General features: G+C 72.7%; 15 protein-coding genes. 3 read left to right on the forward strand and 12 right to left on the reverse strand.

Going from position 1 to position 18239, the window contains the following annotated elements; translation table 11 throughout:
- The first annotated feature begins 891 nt into the window (after nucleotides 1-891).
- Nucleotides 892-1188: a ThiF family adenylyltransferase gene (locus ACZ52C_RS37825; RefSeq protein ID WP_469079075.1), complete on the forward strand. Its 297-nt coding sequence runs from the start codon at nucleotides 892-894 to the stop codon at nucleotides 1186-1188.
- A gap of 454 nt (nucleotides 1189-1642) precedes the next feature.
- Here the strand turns inward: ACZ52C_RS37825 and ACZ52C_RS37830 are convergent, their stop codons facing one another.
- Together ACZ52C_RS37830 and ACZ52C_RS37835 are read right to left on the reverse strand one after the other, a co-directional pair.
- Nucleotides 1643-2821, reverse strand: coding sequence for an acyl-CoA dehydrogenase family protein (locus ACZ52C_RS37830; protein ID WP_469079076.1), 1179 nt, complete (start codon nucleotides 2819-2821; stop codon nucleotides 1643-1645).
- 116 nt (nucleotides 2822-2937) lie between these two features.
- Nucleotides 2938-3315, reverse strand: coding sequence for a four-helix bundle copper-binding protein (locus tag ACZ52C_RS37835; protein ID WP_469079077.1), 378 nt, complete (start codon nucleotides 3313-3315; stop codon nucleotides 2938-2940).
- A 214-nt stretch (nucleotides 3316-3529) separates the two neighbouring features.
- Between ACZ52C_RS37835 and ACZ52C_RS37840 the strand changes: the two genes are divergently transcribed.
- Complete coding sequence (locus ACZ52C_RS37840) at nucleotides 3530-3892, forward strand: DUF6479 family protein (RefSeq protein ID WP_469079078.1); 363 nt, start codon at nucleotides 3530-3532, stop codon at nucleotides 3890-3892.
- 101 nt (nucleotides 3893-3993) lie between these two features.
- Here the strand turns inward: ACZ52C_RS37840 and ACZ52C_RS37845 are convergent, their stop codons facing one another.
- The 10 genes from ACZ52C_RS37845 to ACZ52C_RS37890 all read right to left on the reverse strand — a co-directional run bounded on the left by ACZ52C_RS37845 (nucleotide 3994) and on the right by ACZ52C_RS37890 (nucleotide 16983).
- Nucleotides 3994-5193: a 4-hydroxybenzoate 3-monooxygenase gene (locus tag ACZ52C_RS37845; RefSeq protein ID WP_469079079.1), complete on the reverse strand. Its 1200-nt coding sequence runs from the start codon at nucleotides 5191-5193 to the stop codon at nucleotides 3994-3996.
- 127 nt (nucleotides 5194-5320) lie between these two features.
- Nucleotides 5321-6535, reverse strand: a complete 1215-nt coding sequence (locus tag ACZ52C_RS37850; RefSeq protein WP_469079080.1) for a type III PLP-dependent enzyme — start codon at nucleotides 6533-6535, stop codon at nucleotides 5321-5323.
- A gap of 50 nt (nucleotides 6536-6585) precedes the next feature.
- Nucleotides 6586-8337: an IucA/IucC family protein gene (locus tag ACZ52C_RS37855; RefSeq protein WP_469079081.1), complete on the reverse strand. Its 1752-nt coding sequence runs from the start codon at nucleotides 8335-8337 to the stop codon at nucleotides 6586-6588.
- A complete protein-coding gene (locus ACZ52C_RS37860; RefSeq protein WP_469079082.1) occupies nucleotides 8338-9531 on the reverse strand; it encodes an MFS transporter in 1194 nt (397 codons plus the stop codon).
- Nucleotides 9528-11306: an IucA/IucC family protein gene (locus tag ACZ52C_RS37865; RefSeq protein ID WP_469079167.1), complete on the reverse strand. Its 1779-nt coding sequence runs from the start codon at nucleotides 11304-11306 to the stop codon at nucleotides 9528-9530. The genes ACZ52C_RS37860 and ACZ52C_RS37865 overlap by 4 nt, the downstream gene beginning before the upstream one ends.
- 35 nt (nucleotides 11307-11341) lie before the next feature.
- On the reverse strand, nucleotides 11342-12541 hold the full coding sequence (locus tag ACZ52C_RS37870; protein ID WP_469079168.1) for an ATP-grasp domain-containing protein: 1200 nt from the start codon (nucleotides 12539-12541) through the stop codon (nucleotides 11342-11344).
- Between the two features lie 88 nt (nucleotides 12542-12629).
- Complete coding sequence (locus ACZ52C_RS37875; protein ID WP_469079083.1) at nucleotides 12630-13646, reverse strand: ABC transporter substrate-binding protein; 1017 nt, start codon at nucleotides 13644-13646, stop codon at nucleotides 12630-12632.
- Between the two features lie 107 nt (nucleotides 13647-13753).
- Nucleotides 13754-14575, reverse strand: a complete 822-nt coding sequence (locus ACZ52C_RS37880; protein WP_469079084.1) for an ABC transporter ATP-binding protein — start codon at nucleotides 14573-14575, stop codon at nucleotides 13754-13756.
- Nucleotides 14576-14971: 396 nt separating this feature from the next.
- A complete protein-coding gene (locus ACZ52C_RS37885) occupies nucleotides 14972-16018 on the reverse strand; it encodes an iron chelate uptake ABC transporter family permease subunit (protein ID WP_469079085.1) in 1047 nt (348 codons plus the stop codon).
- Nucleotides 16015-16983, reverse strand: a complete 969-nt coding sequence (locus tag ACZ52C_RS37890) for a FecCD family ABC transporter permease (protein WP_469079169.1) — start codon at nucleotides 16981-16983, stop codon at nucleotides 16015-16017. Before ACZ52C_RS37890 ends, ACZ52C_RS37885 begins: the two co-directional genes overlap by 4 nt.
- Nucleotides 16984-17252: 269 nt before the next feature.
- Here ACZ52C_RS37890 and ACZ52C_RS37895 point away from each other — a divergent pair, with 269 nt between their 5' ends.
- Nucleotides 17253-18110, forward strand: a complete 858-nt coding sequence (locus ACZ52C_RS37895; RefSeq protein WP_469079086.1) for a (2Fe-2S)-binding protein — start codon at nucleotides 17253-17255, stop codon at nucleotides 18108-18110.
- Nucleotides 18111-18239: the final 129 nt, after the last annotated feature.

Raw genomic sequence — 18239 nt, forward strand, 5'->3', positions numbered from 1 at the left:
AGAGCTACCTGGCCGGACTTCATCTCCGCGCAGCCACCATCTGGATCGGCAGCCTTCTGCAAACCTGATGATCCCAACTAGAGACGCGCCCTAGCGGGGCATCGGCGCTTGGCAGCAGGAGCTGACTGGCCTGGCTCCGGGTGCGGGCGTGAGCTCGGTGGCGATCACGCCGGCTTCGCTCAGAGCAGCCCGCGAGTGCGGGCGTTGGAGATGAGCTGGGCCCGGTTGCGGGCGGCGAGCTTGTGCATCATTTCCCGTAGGTACGTCTTCACCGATGGCGTGGTACGACGTCACGGCCCAGCCGTCCGTGCTCGTGGTGCGTCGGGCGTTGACGACGGACGTGGTCCGGCAGGTGGTTGTGGATGTGTGCGCGGTGGAGCATGGGATCGAAGGGCTCCCAGTCGGCCGGTGCTTGAGCTGGTACGGAATAGCGGAAGTAGATCAACTGGACGCGAGTGCGAGCTGGCCGCAACAGAGTTCACGGATGCACTCGACCAATTGACAAGCACGGGGCCCATCGAAGCCTGGAGCGTGCACCCGAGGTCAGGAGATCTGCACTGGACACACTGGCAGAACACGGATTGCGTAGATGCGGAGGCACGGCTCGCCGGTGACCGACAGACGCCGAAGGTCGCCGTCAGGGCGACGGGGGTGTCGCTCTCGTTCTCAGCGTCGCCGCGGGAGCCTGGTGGGCTAACGTCGAACTCCTGCCGCCCGCTTCTGAAGCGTCCGCTGAGCGGTCGGCGGCCTCGTCCTCACCCCGCACGCCGCCGCAGGCGACCTGTGGCTTCCCGACGGCAGCAGGACGACTCTGAGCGAAACCGTCGTCCCCGTCGGGAACCTCATTCGGCTGCGACCAAGTCCCGTGGCGCCCGCCGCCGCCGACCCCATGTGGGACCGGCAGCACGACTTCTTGGCGATCGCGGACAAGAAACACTTGCCCGCCTACGCGTCGCCGTCGTCGGCCTTGGCGGTGTGGGCAGCATCCTCGTCGAAGAACTCGCCCGGCTCGGCGTCGGGGATCTCGTCCTCATCGACAACGAAACCGTCGACGCGACCAACCTCCCGCGGCTGCTCGCAGCCGAGCGCAGCGATATCGGAAGCCCACCGAACTCGCCATCGAAATGCACCCCGAGGCCGAACGCGAACAGGCCCGGTACGTCCCCGGCGTACCCGCACCCAGCGTGATGCCCTTCAACACACTCGCCGTCGGCGAGGCCGTGACCCACTTCCTTCTCGCATCCGCCGGCCTGCACGAGAGCGGCGACGATCTCGGATCAGTCATCCACCGTCCTCGAACCCGCGAACGGCATCTCCAAGATCCCCGTCAGAACGCCCGCTGCCGCTGGTGTACGTCCACGGGCAACCTCGGACGCGGCCCCGACGGAGAACTCGCGACCCGGCAGACGGTAACCACTCGATCTTGAATGTCAAACGTAACCACAGGCAGCGGACATAAAGTGAACTGGCCTGGCCAGAAGGTAACCGGCTGGGGCCATCCTCGCCACGGATTCAGAGTCGACGACGATTCAAGTCCTCGCGGCAACTGCCGCGCGACGACTCAGCCACCACCTCGACCCCTTAGAGTTTTGGTGCCAACTATCCCCGGTATGTGACAACTAGCGTCTGTGGTCACAATCGATCAGCGCCGTACTCGGGGCATCCCCAGGCCGATCCACGAGATGATCTCGCGCTGGATCTCGTTGTTTCCGCCGCCGAAGGTGAAGATGACGGCCGAGCGGTAGCCGCGTTCGAGTTCGCCGTGGAGGACCGCGCCGGCCGAGCCCTCCTTGAGGGCGCCCGCGGCGGCGACGATCTCCATGAGCCAGGCGTACGCGTCACGGCGGGCCTCGGAGCCGTAGACCTTGACGGCGGAGGCGTCCTGCGGGGTGAGCGTGCCGTCCTGGACGGCGCTGACCATGCGCCAGTTGAGGAGTTTGAGGGCGTCGAGCCGGGTGTGGGTGCGGGCGAGCAGGCGGCGCACCCAGGGCAGGTCGATGACGCGGCGGCCGTCGGCGAGTTTGGTCTCCATGGCCCAGCGCTGCACGTTGTGCAGGGAGCGGATGGCCATCGTGCCGTGGGCGGCGAGGGTGACGCGTTCGTGGTTGAGCTGGTTGGTGATCAGCCGCCAGCCCTTGTTCTCCTCACCGACGCGGCGGGAGACGGGGACGCGGATGTTCTCGTAGTAGCTGGCGGTGGTGTCGTGGGAGGCGAGGGTGTTGATGAGGGTGCAGGAGTAGCCGGGTTCCGTGGTCGGGACGAGGAGCATGGTGATGCCCTTGTGGGGCGGGGCGTCGGGGTCGGTGCGGGTCGCCAGCCACACCCAGTCGGCCGTGTCGCCGTTGGTCGTCCAGATCTTCTGCCCGTTGACCACGTACTCGTCGCCGTCGCGGACCGCGCGGGTCCTCAGCGACGCCAGGTCCGTGCCCGCGTCGGGTTCGCTGTAGCCGATGGCGAAGTCGATCTCGCCGGAGAGGACGCGGGGCAGGAAGTACGACTTCTGCTCCTCGGTGCCGTACTGCATGATCGTCGGCCCGACGGTGTTGAGCGCCATCAGCGGCAGGGGGACGCCGGCCTGGGCGGCCTCGTCGAAGAAGATGAACTGTTCGATGGCGGTCAGACCGCGCCCGCCGTACTCCTCGGGCCAGCCCACGCCGAGCCAGCCGTCACCGCCGAGGCGGCGGATGGTCTCCCGGTAGAACCGCTTCTGGGCGGCCGGGTCGGCATGGCGGGTGTAGGCGCCGTCCGGGACCAACTCGGCGAAGTAGGCGCGCAGTTCGGTGCGCAGCCGCTGCTGCTCGGGCGTGTATTCGAGGTGCACGGCGCCTCCAGGCTCCCCAGGGCCGACCTGACGGCGCACACGCTAGAACGTGTTCCAGTAATTGGGAACAGGCGAGGGCGACCCCCTTTTCACGGCACGGCGCGCGGCGCGGCGGTTCAGCGGAGGACGGCGAGGAAGTCCGTGCAGGCCTGGGCGCACTCGCGGCAGGTCTTGGCACCGTCCTCGGCGCCGGGGGTGTCGTCGAAGACGCGGGCGCACTCCAGGGCGACGGTCCGGCACCACTCCACCTGGAGCCGGATGGCGCCCTCGTCGAGGCTGGTCTGCTCGGAGAGCACCCTGCACGTGGCGTCGCACACCTCCGCGCACATGATGCCCTTGCGTCGCATCTTCTCCTGACCCTCGGGGCCGTCCGGATCGGCGAGGCTCGCCCGCAGCGCGCAGGCACGCGCGCATTCGGTGCAGGCCTGCGCACAGGCGAAACGGTCCTCGAGGAACCGGATGAGTTCCTGGTGGGATGTCGTCGTCGAGGTCACCCCGGGCGGGTAGCCGGAGGCGCCCCCGCCAAACACGGCCGCGCCCCCGCCGGCCAACGGCGGCGTCCCCGGCGAACACGGGGTGCGGCGCCCTCCCGCCCCCGGTTCGCGGGATTCCGTTTCCCCCGGTACCGGGCGGGGCACCCGTCCGCTCCCGGGCCGCCCCTGCGGAACGGGGCCGGTTCACTCGACATATTGGGGGTATTCATCCCTTATGAACATGGAATGGACTGATATAGCCGCAGAACGCAGTGTCCTGGGCGGTATCGCCCCGTTCCTGGCAGGCGTCGCGGTGGTGGCCATGCTGATCGGCGCGCTCTGGCTGGGCGCCCGTGTACGAGCCCGTGAGCCGCGCCGACCGCGCCCCGACGAGCAGCCCCGGATTCCCGAGGGCGGCCCTGTCCACGAGGAGCGGTCGCACCGCGAGCCGGACGAGATCCCCCAGAGCGACCGCCGGCTGACACCGTACGAGGTGCACGGCAACCAGGGGACCCGGCCGAGTCCCGACAAGGAGCGGCCGCGCTGGAGCAACAACAGCAGCGGCGGCTTCGGCAGCGGCGGCCTCGGCGCCCACTGACACCGACGGCTTTCAGGGCGCTCCCCCTGTGCGCGGCAGGGAGAGCGCCCACAGCCGTGCGCTCACCGGCCCTCAGCCGTGAGCGCCGCACGGTCGCGGCCCTACGCCGACCGGTGCCCCGCGTCGAGCGGGAGGCCCGTGTAGTTCTCGGCGAGTTCGGCCGCCGCGTGGCGCGAGGTGGCGACGCGGTCGAGCTGCGAGAGCTGGAGCCGGGTCTCGAACGGCGACTGCCCCGGGTCGGTGTGGAGGGTCGTGGTCATGAAGTACGAGAAGTGCTCGGCCCGCCAGACCCGGCGCAGACAGGTGTCGGAGTAGGCGTCGAGCAGGTCGGTCGAGCCGGTCTCCTTGAGCCTGGCGAAGGCGCGGGCCAGCACGATGACGTCGGTGGCGGCCAGATTGAGGCCCTTGGCGCCGGTGGGCGGCACGATGTGGGCGGCGTCCCCCGCCAGGAAGAGCCGGCCGTGACGCATCGGCTCGGTGACGTGGCTGCGCATCGGCAGGACCGCCTTGGACGTGACGGGCCCCCGCTTGAGCCGCCAGCCCGGGTTGGCGGTCAGCGCGAACCGGGCGTCCAGCTCGTCCCAGATCCGTTCGTCGGACCAGTCGGCCGGGTCGGTGCCGTTCGGGACCTGGAGGTAGAGGCGGCTCACGGACGGGGACCGCATGCTCGCCAGCGCGAAGCCGCGTTCGGAGTGGGCGTAGATCAGCTCCTCGTAGACGGGCGGGGCGTCGGCGAGGATGCCCAGCCAGGAGTAGGGGTACGTCCGCTCGTACGTCGTCCGCACGCCGTCCGGGACGGCGTCCCTGGCCACACCGTGGAAGCCGTCGCAGCCGACCACGTAGTCGCAGGTCAGCGTCTGCTCGCGGCCCTCGTGCGTGTACCGGATCACGGGCCGGTCGGTGTCGGCGCCCTCCACCGCGTGCACCTCCGCCTCGAACAGCAGCGGTCCGCCGTCGGTGAGCTGGAGGGCGATGAGGTCCTTGACCACCTCGGTCTGGGCGTAGACCCAGACGCGGCGGCCGCCGGTCAGCTCGGGGAAGTCGACGCGGTGGGCCCGGCCGTCGAAGCGCAGCTCGATGCCGTCGTGGGGGATGCCCTCGGCGTCCAGCCGTGCGCCTGCCCCGGCGGAGCGCAGCACGTCGACGGTGGCCTGCTCCAGGATTCCGGCGCGCTGGCGCTGCTCGACATAGGTGCGGTCCTTGCGTTCCAGGACCACACTGTCGATTCCCGCGTTGTGCAGCAGGCGGGCCAGCAACAGCCCCGCGGGGCCGCCGCCGATGATGCCGACGGTGGTGTGCATTGAGTACTCCTCGTCGTTGAGGACGAGCCGCGTCCCGTCCCCCGGGCGCCGACCTTGTTCGCCTTGTTCGTCTAGTGAAATTCACTTCACTCTCTGGGGTCGAGTCTGCGCCCGGCCCGTCCACCTGTCAACGGTCACCCTCCCCCATCGGCCGGTCCAGGAAGTGGAAGCCGGGGCGCGGATGCATCAGGAAGTCGTGGTGCGAGATGTTCCAGGCGTACGCGCCCGCGAGGGCGAAGGCCACCCGGTCCCCCGCGCGCAGCCCGGGGGCGTGGGCGTCCCGGGCGAGCAGGTCCTTCGGTGTGCACAGCTGGCCGGTGAGGCTGACGTACTCCCCCTCGGCCGCCGGGCGCGGCCAGGGGTACGGCCACTCCTCCACCGTCAGCACCGAGCACGGCTGGTCGTGCCCCTTGGTCGCCGGGGTGCGCAGATGATGGGTGCCGCCCCGGACCACGGCGAACTCCTCGCCGTGGCTGCGCTTCACGTCCAGCACCTCGGTGGCGTACCAGCCGCAGTACGCGGTGAGCGCGCGGCCGGGTTCGACACGCAGCGTCAGTTCCGGCTGGGCGTCGGCGAGTTCGGCCAGGCCCGCGCCGTACGTCCGCCAGTCGAAGCGGCTCTCGGGGCGTGCGTAGTCGACGGCCATGCCGCCACCCACGTTCACCTCGGAGATCGGTACGCCCAGGCCCGTGGCCCACTCCACGATCGAGCGGGCCACCGAGAGCAGTTCGGGTGCGTCGAGTCCGCTGGCCAAGTGGGCGTGCACGCCGCGGAGTTCGAGGTACGGGTGGGTGCCGTCCGTGAGGGGGCGGAGCACGTCCCGCGCCTGGGTGGGGTCCAGGCCGAAGGGGGTGGGCCGGCCGCCCATCGCGAGGGAGCTGCCCGCCAGCGAGCCGTCCGCCACCGCGAGGTTGAAGCGGAGCAGCACCCCGACCCGCGCGGTCGGCGCCGCCCGGCGGGCCAGCTCGGCGAGCACGCGCAGGTCGTGCTCGCTCTCGACGTGGAAGCGTCGGACCCCCCGCTCCAGGGCGGCCCGGATCTCGTCGGGGGTCTTGCCCGGCCCGCCGAAGGCCAGCGGGCGGCCCGGCACCGCCTCGGCGACGTGGGCGAGTTCGCCGCCGGAGGAGACCTCGTAGCCGTCGACGTACGGGCCGAGCGCGGCCAGGATCCGCGGCTCCGGGTTGGCCTTGGCCGCGTAGTACAGCTCGACCCGCTCGGGGAGCATCTCGCGCACGTACGCGGCGTGCTCCCGCAGCGCCGCCAAGTCGTAGACGTAGGCGGGTAGTTCGGCGGGTGACAGGGCGAGGACTCGGTCGCGCACGGCGGGGGTGGGGAGGGTCATCGTGGACTCCTGGCTCATGACGCGCCGGCGGCTCGTCCGGGGCTCGTGGTTCACCGGGGGCTCCAGCGCAGGACGTCCTCGGCGAGGGGTGAGGGCAGACGGACGTAACCGGCCTCGCGGTCGGCCTTGCGTTCCCAGCGGGTGAGGAGGTTGGTCTTGGCGGGGAGCGGGACGCCCGCCAGGAGGGCGGCGAGGCGAGGCGGGCAGCCCTCCTCGTCGGCGTAGTCCCGGATGGCCGCCCGGACCGCGGCCCACAGGTCGGCCTCGGTCTCGGGGTGCAGGTCGGCGAGCGCGGCGAGCAGTTCGGCGACATGGTTGACGAGCAGGCAGTACACCACTCGGTCCCAGCCGCGCCGGGCGTCGTACGACAGGGGGCCCGCCACCTCGGGCGGGAGCGCGGCGAGGGCGTCGGCGTGGTGGTCGGGGACGAGCTTGGTGCCCTCCAGGTCGCGGAAGAGGACCTGGGCGGGCATCCCGTCGCCGTCGACGCAGATCAGGACGTTCTGGAGGTGGGGTTCCAGAACGAGGCCGTGGTCGAAGTAGGCGGCGAGCACGGGCGGGACGAGCAGCCGCAGGTACGCCTGCCACCAGTGCAGGGCGGTCCGCGGTCCGGCCCCGTCGAGCAGGCGGGAGACGTGGGCGGCGCTGGTGGGGTACTCGTCGGCGACGGCGGCCGCCAGCAGCGGGGTCGTGCCCGGCAGCAGCCGCCGGGACAGGCCCTCGCGGACGATGACACCGAAGCCTTCGAGGAGGGACCGGTCGGGGGTGCCGTCGGGGCCGGGCAGGGCGAGGCTGCGGTAGGCGGGTTCGCGGAGCATCGCGCTGCCGGGGAAGCGGGTCTGCAGGTCGGTGAGGGCGGGGGCCAGCACGCGGGTGAGGGCGACGGCGCCGGAGAGTTCGTAACTGGCGTTCTTGCGCAGGCAGTTGGTGATGCGGACGTTGAGGCTGAACTTCAGGAAGGTGTCGCCGTCGAAGAGGGTGCGGACGGAGGCGGTGGCCGCGTACTCCCGGCCGCCGGGACCCAGGTCGAGGATGTCGCCGCGGCCCAACGCCTCCCGCAGCAGCCGGTGTTCGCGGAGCATCGCGTACTGCCAGGGGTGGGCGGGCAGCACACGGTAGCCCTCGGGGACGTCACCGCGTTCCCGGTCGAGCACGGCGGTGGCGCCCTCCTCGGCACTCTCTTCGGCGATCAGGTGGTCGCGGACGGCGAGGTGGCGCAGCGGGAAGGAGGCCCCGGCCTCGGGGGCGTACGACTGCCAGGCGTCCGCGTCGCCCGTGCGGGCCTTGGGGGTGGGGTGGAAGCGGTGGCCGAAGAGCAGCGACTGCTCGGAGGCGAGGTAGTCCGGCTGCCCGTCGGGGGTGGTGGCGCGCGGGCCCGGCGCGGCGGACTCACGCCCTGCGCGCTCACCGGCCGCGCGGCCCGCGAGCGCGGTGGCGACGGTGCGGTGGCTGGAGTCGATCTGGTGCAGGAACTCGTCGTTGCGGACCCCGGTGCGCAGGGACAGCTCGTCGTGCGTGTACTCGGCGAGCCGGCGCCAGTCCAGCGGGGCCCAGCCGGTGTCGGACTGCTCCTGGACGGGGCCGGTGAAGCGGTGGGCGCCCAGCAGCGACGTGCGCCGCAGGGCGACCCGGAGGAGGAGGCCGCGGCGGGGCAGGCGGAGCAGGAGGTGACCGTCGATGACGGCGGTCTGGTGTTCGGGGCCGGACACCTCGCGCAGCAGGCAGTTGAGGAGGGTGTGGGCCACCGCGTCGTCGGCGGTGGGCAGGTGGGTGGTACCGAGCGAGTCGGTGAGCGGGGGCATTCAGTGGCTCCAGCGGGTACGCGGATGTGGGGGAAGGAGGGTCGCGAAGACGGTGAGTGCGGCTATGCCGCCGCCTATGAGCACCGGGGCGGCGGGCCCGAACCGGGCGCTGCCCACGGCGGCGGTCACTCCGGCGGCGACGGCGCCGGCCTTGGAGAAGAACTCCAGGGAGCCGAACATCCCGCCAGGGGCGCGGCCGCGGGCGCAGTCGGCCGCCAGGACCGACAGACCGACCATGCCGAGGGTGAGTCCCGCGCCGAGGAGCAGCCGTACGGCGACGAGGCCCGGCAGGGTGTCGGCCACGCCGTGTCCGGCGAGGCCCAGGGCGATCAGTGCGAAGCCGAGGGCGATGCCGTGCCGGGGGCGGCTGCGGACGGCGCGGTGCACCGTCAGGGCGGTGAGCAGGTAGCACAGGTGCGGCAGGGCGAAGAGCAGGCCGGACAGGGCGGCGGAGGCCCCGGGGAGGCGTTCCTGGACGAGGGAGATCAGATAGGGGAAGGAGATCACGGTGGAGAACACGAAGGCGAACTCCAGGGCGTAGAGCCGGCGCAGGGCGGCCCTGGGGGCGGGGTCGGCGGCCTCCGGCTCCCGCTCCGCCGTCTCCTCGGCCTCGGCCGGTTCGGGCAGCGCGACGAGCAGCAGGGCGGCGGCGAGCGGGAGCAGGGCGAGGAGGGCGTATTGGCGGTGCGGGGAGAGCCACGGTGACAGCGCGCCGACGACGATCGGCGCGAAGACGAGGGCGGCCCGCGCGCTGCCCTGCATCAGGGTCAGCGCCCTCGACAGCCGCGGACCGTCCAGGGCGGCGCCCAGATAGCCGTTGGAGGCGGCGAACGTGCCGCCCAGGATGCCCTGGAGCACCAGTGCCGCCGTGAACATGGTGAGCGAGTCGGCCCAGCCCGCCAGCAGGAAGGAGACGGCGAGGCCCAACTGGGCCCGCAGCAGCAGTCGTTTTCGTCCGAAGCGGTCGGCGAGCCGCCCCCACAGGGGTGCCGCGAGTGCGCTGAACACGGTGGGCACGACGTACAGCACACCTGCCCAGCGGCCCGCGCGGTCGCCCAGTTCGGGCAGGATCTGGGTGAAGTACGGCGGCAGCCCCAGCGCGGCGAACGACGCCACGAAGTAGCAGGCGGCCACCGCGTGCACCTGTCGGCGGCCGAACGCGGGGCGCGACACCGCGAGCGCCTCGGCGGTCATGCCGAACCACCCTCCCCCAGGAGGTAGTTGGGCCCGGTGGTGTAGTGCTTGTTGATGTCGGCGGCGCCCGACCGGGCCTTGCTGAGCAGGGTCCCGGCGGTCACCATCGCCTTCACCGGCAGCTCGGGCGCGTCGAGCACCCGCGCCCGCAGGACGTCCGCCGCGTCCCCGCCGAGGCGGTCGACGGCCTCGGTGAGGCGGTCGCGGACCAGACGCAGCAGCTCGGCCAGCGGGGCACGGCCGTGCCGGGCCAGGCCGAACGCGTAGGCGCCGGCGCAGAGGTGGACGGTGATGGTGGTGAACAGGTCGGCCACCGCCCGGTCGTCGGTGGTGAAGGTGCGGGGGTCGTCGAAGCCCCGGCTCCCCCCGTCCGCACCGAGCCTGGCGGCCAGTCGGGCGCGGTTGACGCGGGGCCCGTCGTTGTCCTTCAGCAGCAGGCGCAGGTCTCCGGGGCCGGGGCCGAACACCAGGGAGATGTTCTGCTGGTGCGATTCCAGGGCGATGCCGTAGCCGAAGAGCGTGGTCTGCCAGTCGAACAACAGGGTGAGCACGGCGTCGAGCAGCGCGAGCGGGTCGCCGCCGTGGTGGCGGTCGGCGAGATGGTCGACGACCAGACGTCCGCCGGGGGCCTCGGCGAGGAGGGCGGCCATGGGGACGACGGCGCAGTCGTCGAGGTCCGTCGGATAGCGGCGGCACAGGACGGCGAGCAGTTCGTGTCCGGCGTGCGCGTACACCGTCTCGTCGGCGTGCAGCACCCGGCCCCGGAAGCGGGGCTCGCGGTCGGTCACCTCCGCGAGGAGCCGCTGTCCGGCGGCACCGTCGACGAGGGTCCCCGGCTTGATGGACCGCTTGTTGCGCAGGCCCAGGGTGGCGGTGGCCAGGGGCAGTTTGAGGTGCAGGGAGGGGGCGGAGGCGGGGGCGACCGTACGCATCGACAGGGTGGGGACGACCGGGAGGTACGCCCGGTCGGCGAGGACGGCCCGGTCCGCGAGCCCGGCCTCGCGCAGCGCCGCGTCCAGGGGCGCGCCGACGGTCAACGGGTGGACGGGCAGGGTGACATGGGTGTGGTCGAGGTCCGCGAGTCCGAGCCCGGAGGGGGTGGGCCAGCCGTCCGGGAGGTCCCCGGCGACGGTGACGGCCTCCCTGGGCAGGGCGAGCCACCGGAGCGCGAACGTCGGATGGAACTCGGGTGCGTGGTCCCGCAGTTGCCGCTCGTCGAGGCCGGAGCGGCCGCGTGCGGTCGGGTAGACGGGGTGGTCGAGTCGCGCCGCGAGCGTCTCGTACGCCAGGCCGCCGCGCAGGCCCGTCCAGTCGGCGAGGTCGTCGCCGTAGAGGTCGGTGAGCCCCTCGGCGATCTCCTGTGCCGTCTCCTCGTGCAGCCGCATCGTCGTGAGGGTCTGACGGCACTCCTCGGCGTAGGCGTCGAAGCCGTCGCGGTCGGCGGGGTCGGCCAGGGCGCGCAGGGCGGCGAGGACGGTGTCGCAGGTGGGGAGGTGGGTCCCGTCCGACTCCCGGACGAGCAGGGGCAGTCGGGCGGTGACGGGGTGCTGGAAGCCGTCCTCGGTGACCGGGAGGAGGAGGGCGTCGTCGCCGTCGGGGGTGGGCAGGCGCAGCCAGAGGCCGTCCGGCAGGTCGACGCGCGTACTGCGGGTGCGCAGGCCCACGACGTCCTCGCGGAGGAGGGCGCCGAGCACACGGGTGAGCAGTTCGGCCTCGGTGGTGTCGGCGGGGGTGGCCGTGCGGACAGCGGTGGTCTCGGGGGCCGTTGCGGTCATGGGGGTGCCCTCCGGGGGCACGGCGGTCGGGGCGGTCACGGCTGGATCTCCCAGCGTCGGTCGGCGAGGAAGTCCGCCACCGCACGGTCCACGCTCCGCTGAGCGGTGCCGGTGGCGCGGAGGACGCCGAGGTAGTCGCGGTTGGTCCGGTACAGCTCGTGGTGCTCGCCGGGCGCGCGCAGCGGGCGGTACGTCAGACGCACCCCGTCGACGGTGACGTCGGTCGCGGCGGGAGCGGCGACGAGGGTGCCGGCCCGGTCGGCGCAGGGGTACTCCAGACGGGCCGCGCCGTCGCGCCGGATGCCCAGGTCGTCGGGGAGCGGCTTGCCGAGGTGGGTGCGGAGGATGTGCTCGAACAGCGGGACGTCGAGGAGCTGGGCGAGCAGCAGATCGCACTGGTCGCCGATGGCACGGTAGTTGACCTCGATGATGCGGGCCCGGCCCTCGTGGACGACGAACTCGGTGTGACAGGCGCCGAATCCGACGCCCAGCGCGTCGAGTTGGGCGAGCACCTGAGCGACGACCGGCTCGGGGTGGGCCGGGAGGAAGGTGAGCCGCTCCTCGATGAAGTACGGCGGCGGGGACAGCTCGGTGTGGAAGCCGCCGAGCACGTGCCGGACGCGGCCGTCGCCGAGGGTCTCCAGGGTGTACAGCTCCCCGGGCAGGTACTCCTCGACGACGAGGGTGCTGCCCGGGCGCCGGGCCAGGATCTCCTCGGCGCGCGCCACGAGGTCCTCGGCGGTGTCGACGAGCACGACGTCCTCGCTGGCGACGCCCTCGCGGGGCTTGACGACCAGGGGGTACGGGGCGTCGACGACGAGTCGGCCGGTGAGGTCGGCCGCGGCGGTGATCTCGGCGGACCACACCGTGTCCACGCCTGCCGCGGCGAGGTGGCGGCGCATCTCGCCCTTGTCCTTGGCGCGCAGGGCGGCCCGCCAGTCCTTGCCCGGGAGGTCGAAGTAGTGGGCGGCGAGGGCGGCCTGGGTCTGGAGGTGGTCGCTGTTGGTGAAGACCGCGTCGGGCCGGTGGTGGCGGGAGATCCGGGTGATGACGGCACGGTGGTCCCGTACGTCGCAGTGGAGGACCTCGATCCCGGGACGGTCCGGGTACGCCGCGCGGTGCGCGTCGGGCTGATCGGTGAGGAGGGTGATGTCCAGGCCCAGCCGGGCGGCGGCGGGCAGGAAGCCCTCGGTGACGGAGTCGGTGGGGTTGAGGGCGAGCAGGTACAGGCGCATGGGGTGGGGCACGGCTTCCGCTGGCGGGTGGGGGGTCGGGCGGGGCGGGCCCGTCTCGTGGTGGGGCCCGCCCCTGGTACCGCGGGGGTTACTGCTTCGGGAGTTCGACGCCGGTCGCCTTCGCGATGTCGGCGAGCATCTCCTCGGCGGCCTGGACGCCGATGCCGGACATCCAGGTCTCGTCCGGGACCTCGAAGACCTTGCCGTCCTTGACGGCGGGCAGGTCCTTCCAGACGGGGTTGGAGGTGACCTGCTTCTGCTGGGTCTTGTCCGGGGTGTCGGCGGTGGTGACGAAGATCAGGTCGGCGTCGGCCTGGTCGATCTCCTCGGGGCTGACATCCTTCATGGTCACGGCCGGGTCGTCGGAGATCTGCGACTTCGGGCGCTGGAAGCCGACGTCGTCCAGGACGACACCGCTGTAGGAGTTGGAGGCGTAGAGGCGGGTCGGGCCGGCGACGAAGCGGACGACGGAGACGGTCGGCAGGGCGCCGTCCTGCTTCTCGATCGCCTCACCGAGCGCCTCGGCCCGCTGCTCGTACTCGTCGAGCTTGGCCTCGGCCTCGTCCTCCAGGCCCAGCGCCTCGGCGTGGACCTTGAGGTTCTCCTTCCAGACGCCGCCGGTGGTCTCGGTGAACACGGTCGGGGCGATGGCGCTGAGCTTGTCGTAGACCTTCTCGTGCCGGACCTTGGAGGACAGGATCAGGTCGGGCTGGAGGGAGGCGATCTTCTCCAGGTTCGGCTCCAGGAGCGGGCCGACGTCCGTGGTGTTCTTGAGGTCACCCTCCAGATACGTGGGGAAGCCGCCCTCCGTCTTGAAGTGCGGGGCGACGGCGCCGACCGGGTCGATGCCGAGCAGGGTGACGTCGTCGAGTTCGCCGGTGTCGAGGACGACGACCTTCTTGGGCTGCGCCGGGATCTCGACGTCGCCCATCACGGTCCTGAGGGTGCGGGGGAAGGCGGCGCCGTCGGCACCGGCCTGTGCGGCGTCGTCCGTCTTCGCCGTGTCGGAGTCGCCGCAGGCGGCCAGGAGGCCCGTGCCGAGGACGACGGTGAGCAGCGCGGCGGTGGGACGGCCGAATCCGCGCAGGGGTGATCGCTTGAGCATGAGGGGGTGGTCTTTCTCGGTGAAGGGGTGAAGGGGTGAGGGGAGGAGTGGGTGAGAGGAGTGGGTGAGTGGGGTGGGCGGTCGGTCGGACCGCGGGGGCGGGTCGGTCAGGCGGTGGCGGGCGTGGTGGTGTGCCGTGCCGCGCCGCTCTTCGGGACGACCAGCGGTGTGCCGGTCTCCGGGTCGGGGATGACCCGGCAGTCCACGTCGAACACGGACTTGACCAGGTCCGCGTCGAGCACCTCGGCCGGTGGGCCGGCGGCGGCGAGGCGCCCGTCCTTGAGCACGACCATGTGGTCGGCGTAACGGGCGGCCTGTCCGAGGTCGTGCAGCACCATGACGACGGTGCGGCCGGCCTCGGCGTGCAGGGCGGCGACCAGGTCGAGGACGTCGAGCTGGTGCCGGAGGTCGAGGAAGGTGGTCGGTTCGTCGAGCAGGAGCAGTTCGGTGTCCTGCGCCAACGCCAGGGCGATCCAGGCGCGTTGGCGCTGTCCGCCGGAGAGTCTGTCGACGGGCTGGTCGCGCAGCGCGGTGGTGCCGGTGCAGTCCAGGGCCTCGTCCACGGCTCGCTGGTCGGCGGCCGACCAGGGGCTCAGCAGACGCTGGTGGGGGAAGCGGCCGAGCCGGACGAGCGCCTCGACGGTGGTCGCCTCGGGGGTGACGGGCTGCTGCGGCAGCAGTCCCATCCGCAGGGCCAGTGCGCGGGCCGACATGCGGTGGATGTCGGAGCCGTCGAGGGTGACTGTGCCGGCGGTGGGGGCGAGCAGGCGGCTGAGCCCTCTCAACAGGGTCGATTTGCCGCAGGCGTTGGGGCCGACGATCGCGGTCACGGCCCCGCCGGGGAGGGTCAGGTCGAGCCCGCCGACGACTGTGCGGTCGCCGTAGCGCAGGTCGAGGTGGTGGGTGGAGAGTTGGTTGGTGGGGGGCATGTGGGGTGGGCTCCTGGGGGCGGGGGGGGTGGGGGGTGGGGGCGCGGTTCGTTGGGGGGTGCGGGGTTCGTCGGCGGGTGCGGCTCCGGTGGGGCTTCTCGCGCAGTTCCCCGCGCCCCTAAAAGACCAGGCCCCTGCGGGCCTGAAAGACCAGGCCCCTGCGGGCCTGAAGGACCACGGCCCTGCGGGCGTGAAAAGCAGCGCCCCTGCGGGCCTGAAAAGCAGCGGGGCTACTGGCTGAAAAGCGGCGGGGCTGCGGGCCTGGAAAGCGGCGGGGCTGCGGGCTGAAAAGCACGGGGCGCAGCCCCTGCTTTTCAGGGGCGCGGGGAACTGCGCGAGGGGCCCCATCCACCCGCACCCGACAACGCGCCCCCCGGCCCCCCACGAACCGCGCCCTCACACCCCCCTCCGCACCGGCGCGCTCTGGCGGAGCATCAGCAGCAGCAGCCACGGCGCCCCCAGCGTCGCCGTCACGGCGCCGACCGGCAGGCCCTCCACCGGGAGGACGTGCTGGACGACGAGGTCCGCGGCGAGGAGGAGGACCGCCCCGGTGAGCGCCGCCAGCGCGAGCGTCGCCGCCGTCGGTGGGCCGGTGAGGAAGCGGACGATGTGCGGGACGGCGAGGGCGACGAAGGTGACCGGCCCCGCGAGGGCCGCCGCCAGCGAGGCCAACGCGACCGCGACGAGGAGCAGTTGGAGGCGTACGGCGGAGGTGTCGAGGCCGAGCGCCCCCGCCGAGTCGTCGCCGAGGTCGAGCACGGCGAGACGGCGGTGGGTGATCAGCGCGGCGGCCAGGGCGAGCAGCACGGCGGCGCCCGCGCCCCAGACCTCCGTCCAGGTGCGGCCGTACACCGACCCGGTCGTCCACTGGAGGGCCGAGCCCGCGAGTTCGGCGGGGAAGCGCACGATCATCAGGTTGACCGCGGCGGCCAGGCCCGCCTGGACGGCGAGGCCGGTGAGGACGAGGCGGGTGACGGCGAGCCCGGACCGCCAGGCGAACACCCCGAGGAGCAAAGCGGCCAGCAGGCCACCGGCCAACGCACCGAGCGGGATGAGGAGTTGGGAGGCCCCGGCGGCCAGCAGGGCGACCGCGCCGAGCGAGGCCCCGCCGGTCACCCCCATCACGTCCGGCGAGGCGAGGGGGTTGCGGAACAGCCGTTGCAGGACGCAGCCCGCCGCCCCCAGGCCGGCGCCGGCCACGACGGCGGCGACGGCGCGCGGCGCCCGGAACTCCCGCACCACCAGGACGTCGCCCGGATCGCCGAACCCGAGCAGCGCGCGGAGCGCCACGGACGCGGGCATGTTCATCTCCCCCGTGGAGACGGCGACCGTGAGCAGAGCGAGGAGGGCGAGGAGGCCGGTGGCGCCGTACGCGAGGAGGCGGGGCCGGCCGGGTGGGCGGCGCATGCCGGGACGTACAACCGCCTTGTGCGTCAGGGTCATCGGGCGGCCTTCCGGGCGAGCAGGGCCAGCAGGGGCGCGCCGAGGAACGCGGTGACGATGCCGACCTCCAGTTCCGCGGGGCGGATGACCAGGCGGCCGAGGATGTCGGCGGTGAGCAGGAGCAGGGGGCCGGCGACGAGGCAGCCGGGGACGAGGAGGCGGTGGTCGCCGCCGAGGAGGGGGCGGACCAGGTGGGGCGCGGCGAGGCCGATGAACGCGACCGGGCCCGCGACGGCGACGGCGGAGCCGGCGAGGAGGACGACCGCGAGGCCTCCGGCGAGCCGGATGCGGGTGACGGGTACGCCGAGCGCCTGGGCCGAGTCGTCGCCCAGGGCGAGGGCGTTGAGGGCGGGCGCGACGGCCGCGGCGAGCAGCAGGCCGAGCACCAGGGACAGCAACACCGGCCAGAGCGTGTCGAGTTGGCGTCCCGCCAGGGAGCCCGCCAGCCAGAAGCGCGCCTCGTCCAGGGTGCGCTGACTGGCCAGCATGACGGCCGAGGTCCAGGACAGCAGCACCAGTTGGAGCACCGTGCCGCCGAGGGCGAGCCGTACGGGGTCGATGTCCCCGGCGCGGCGGGCCAGCGCCTGGGCGAGGACGGCCGCTGCGGCGGCCCCGGCGAAGGCGAACCCCACGTACTCGACGGGGTCGGTGAGTCTCAGCGCGAAGATGGCGACGACGACCGCGAACCCCGCACCCGCGTTGATGCCCAGGGTGGTCGGGGAGGCGAGCGGGTTGCGGGTGATCCCCTGGGCCACGGCGCCCGCGACGCCGAGGGCGGCGCCGACCGCGAGGCCGATGAGCGTGCGCGGAAGCCGAAGTCCCGTCACCACCAGGGCGTCCCGGCCCTCCGCGTGTCCGGACAGCGCGTCGAGCACGGTGGGCAGGGGGACGGAACGGGTTCCGAGGGCGAGGCTCAGCGCGGCGCACAGCGCCAGCGCGCCGATTCCGCCGAGGAACAGGGTCAGGTGCCTCAGGGCACGCGAGGGCGCGCCGGTCGGCGCGACCCCTTCGGTCGCAGTCACGAAACGTGAGCTTAGGTTAGGCATGCTTTAGCTTTCAACGGCTGTGGGCTCACTGTGATCCACGACGCCCTTGATCAACTCGTAAGTAACTTCGCTGGTCAACGACGTACACGACTACTTCACACGCCACCTGGTCATCGGCGCGCGATCTTGGAGCTAAGGTAAGCCTTACCTCCCTCGCTCGCCAAACCCTTCACGCTCTGGAGTTACCGATGACCGTGGCCCACCTGGAGACCGCCCAGGCCGACACCGCCACGTCCGTCCCGACACTCCTCTCGTCGGCCTACCGCCGCCTGGACGCGATGTGCGAGGCGCTGTCCGTACGGATCGGCGGACCCGGCCGAGCGCCCGGCCGGTCGCCCGGCCGAACCGTCGGCCTGACGGACGGTCAGGAGGACGTCGAGGCCTTCGTGGAGGCGGAGGCCGCCCGCATCCGCGAGCGTCACGACCACACCGCGCCCCGGCATGTCGCCGCCTCCCGCGCCCTGCACGACTACGCCTGGTCGGTTTCCCTGCTGATGAGCGGCGTGTGGTTCCTGGAGCGGCGCGTGCCCCGGATCGCCCCGGGCGACATACGGATCGACCTCGCGTCGGGCGCGTTCGAGGTCACCCCCGGCACCGATCTGGTCTGCCTCCCGGACGACCCCGCCGCCCTGCTGCCCGGCACCCGGACCGTCGCCCACCAGGAGGCGCTGCGCGCCGAGTTGAGGTCCGCCGTGGCGGACCACCTGGGTCCGGTGCTGGAGGCGATGGGCCCGTACACCCGCCGGGGCTCGCGCGCGCTGTGGGGGCTGGTCTCCGACGACCTGGTCTCCGGCCTCTGGTACCTCGGGCGGACCCGCGGCGACGAGGCCGCCGGTGTCCGGGCCGCCTCCGCGGTCCTGCCCGCCGCGCACGCGCCCTTCCCCGGCGGCGCCGGCTTCCGCTCCCTGCGCACGGACGACGGACGCGAGCACCCGACCCGCACCCGTCTGGGCTGCTGCCTCTACTACACGATCCGCCCGGCAGAGGCCTGCTCCACCTGCCCGCGCACCTGCGACGCGGAACGACTGCGCCGGCTGGAGGGCTGACCGGCTTTCGGCCGGTGCGGCGGTGGGGGCCCCTCCCGCTCGAAGCGAAGACGAGAGTGGGGGAGCGTGCCGGGCGCCGTGGGTGCTGTGCGGGACTTTCGGAGCACCCCCTGGCCCGCCCTCCCCGAA

The organism is Streptomyces sp. NPDC034049 (assembly GCF_055575575.1).

Excerpts from the sequence above, each read along its gene's own strand:
- ACZ52C_RS37840 (WP_469079078.1), top strand. The coding sequence starts at position 3,530 with ATGAACATGGAATGGACTGATATAGCCGCAGAACGCAGTGTCCTGGGC.
- ACZ52C_RS37845 (WP_469079079.1), bottom strand. The coding sequence starts at position 5,193 with ATGCACACCACCGTCGGCATCATCGGCGGCGGCCCCGCGGGGCTGTTG.
- ACZ52C_RS37850 (WP_469079080.1), bottom strand. The coding sequence starts at position 6,535 with ATGACCCTCCCCACCCCCGCCGTGCGCGACCGAGTCCTCGCCCTGTCA.
- ACZ52C_RS37855 (WP_469079081.1), bottom strand. The coding sequence starts at position 8,337 with ATGCCCCCGCTCACCGACTCGCTCGGTACCACCCACCTGCCCACCGCC.
- ACZ52C_RS37860 (WP_469079082.1), bottom strand. The coding sequence starts at position 9,531 with ATGACCGCCGAGGCGCTCGCGGTGTCGCGCCCCGCGTTCGGCCGCCGA.
- ACZ52C_RS37865 (WP_469079167.1), bottom strand. The coding sequence starts at position 11,306 with ATGACCGCAACGGCCCCCGAGACCACCGCTGTCCGCACGGCCACCCCC.
- ACZ52C_RS37870 (WP_469079168.1), bottom strand. The coding sequence starts at position 12,541 with ATGCGCCTGTACCTGCTCGCCCTCAACCCCACCGACTCCGTCACCGAG.
- ACZ52C_RS37875 (WP_469079083.1), bottom strand. The coding sequence starts at position 13,646 with ATGCTCAAGCGATCACCCCTGCGCGGATTCGGCCGTCCCACCGCCGCG.
- ACZ52C_RS37880 (WP_469079084.1), bottom strand. The coding sequence starts at position 14,575 with ATGCCCCCCACCAACCAACTCTCCACCCACCACCTCGACCTGCGCTAC.
- ACZ52C_RS37885 (WP_469079085.1), bottom strand. The coding sequence starts at position 16,018 with ATGACCCTGACGCACAAGGCGGTTGTACGTCCCGGCATGCGCCGCCCA.
- ACZ52C_RS37895 (WP_469079086.1), top strand. The coding sequence starts at position 17,253 with ATGACCGTGGCCCACCTGGAGACCGCCCAGGCCGACACCGCCACGTCC.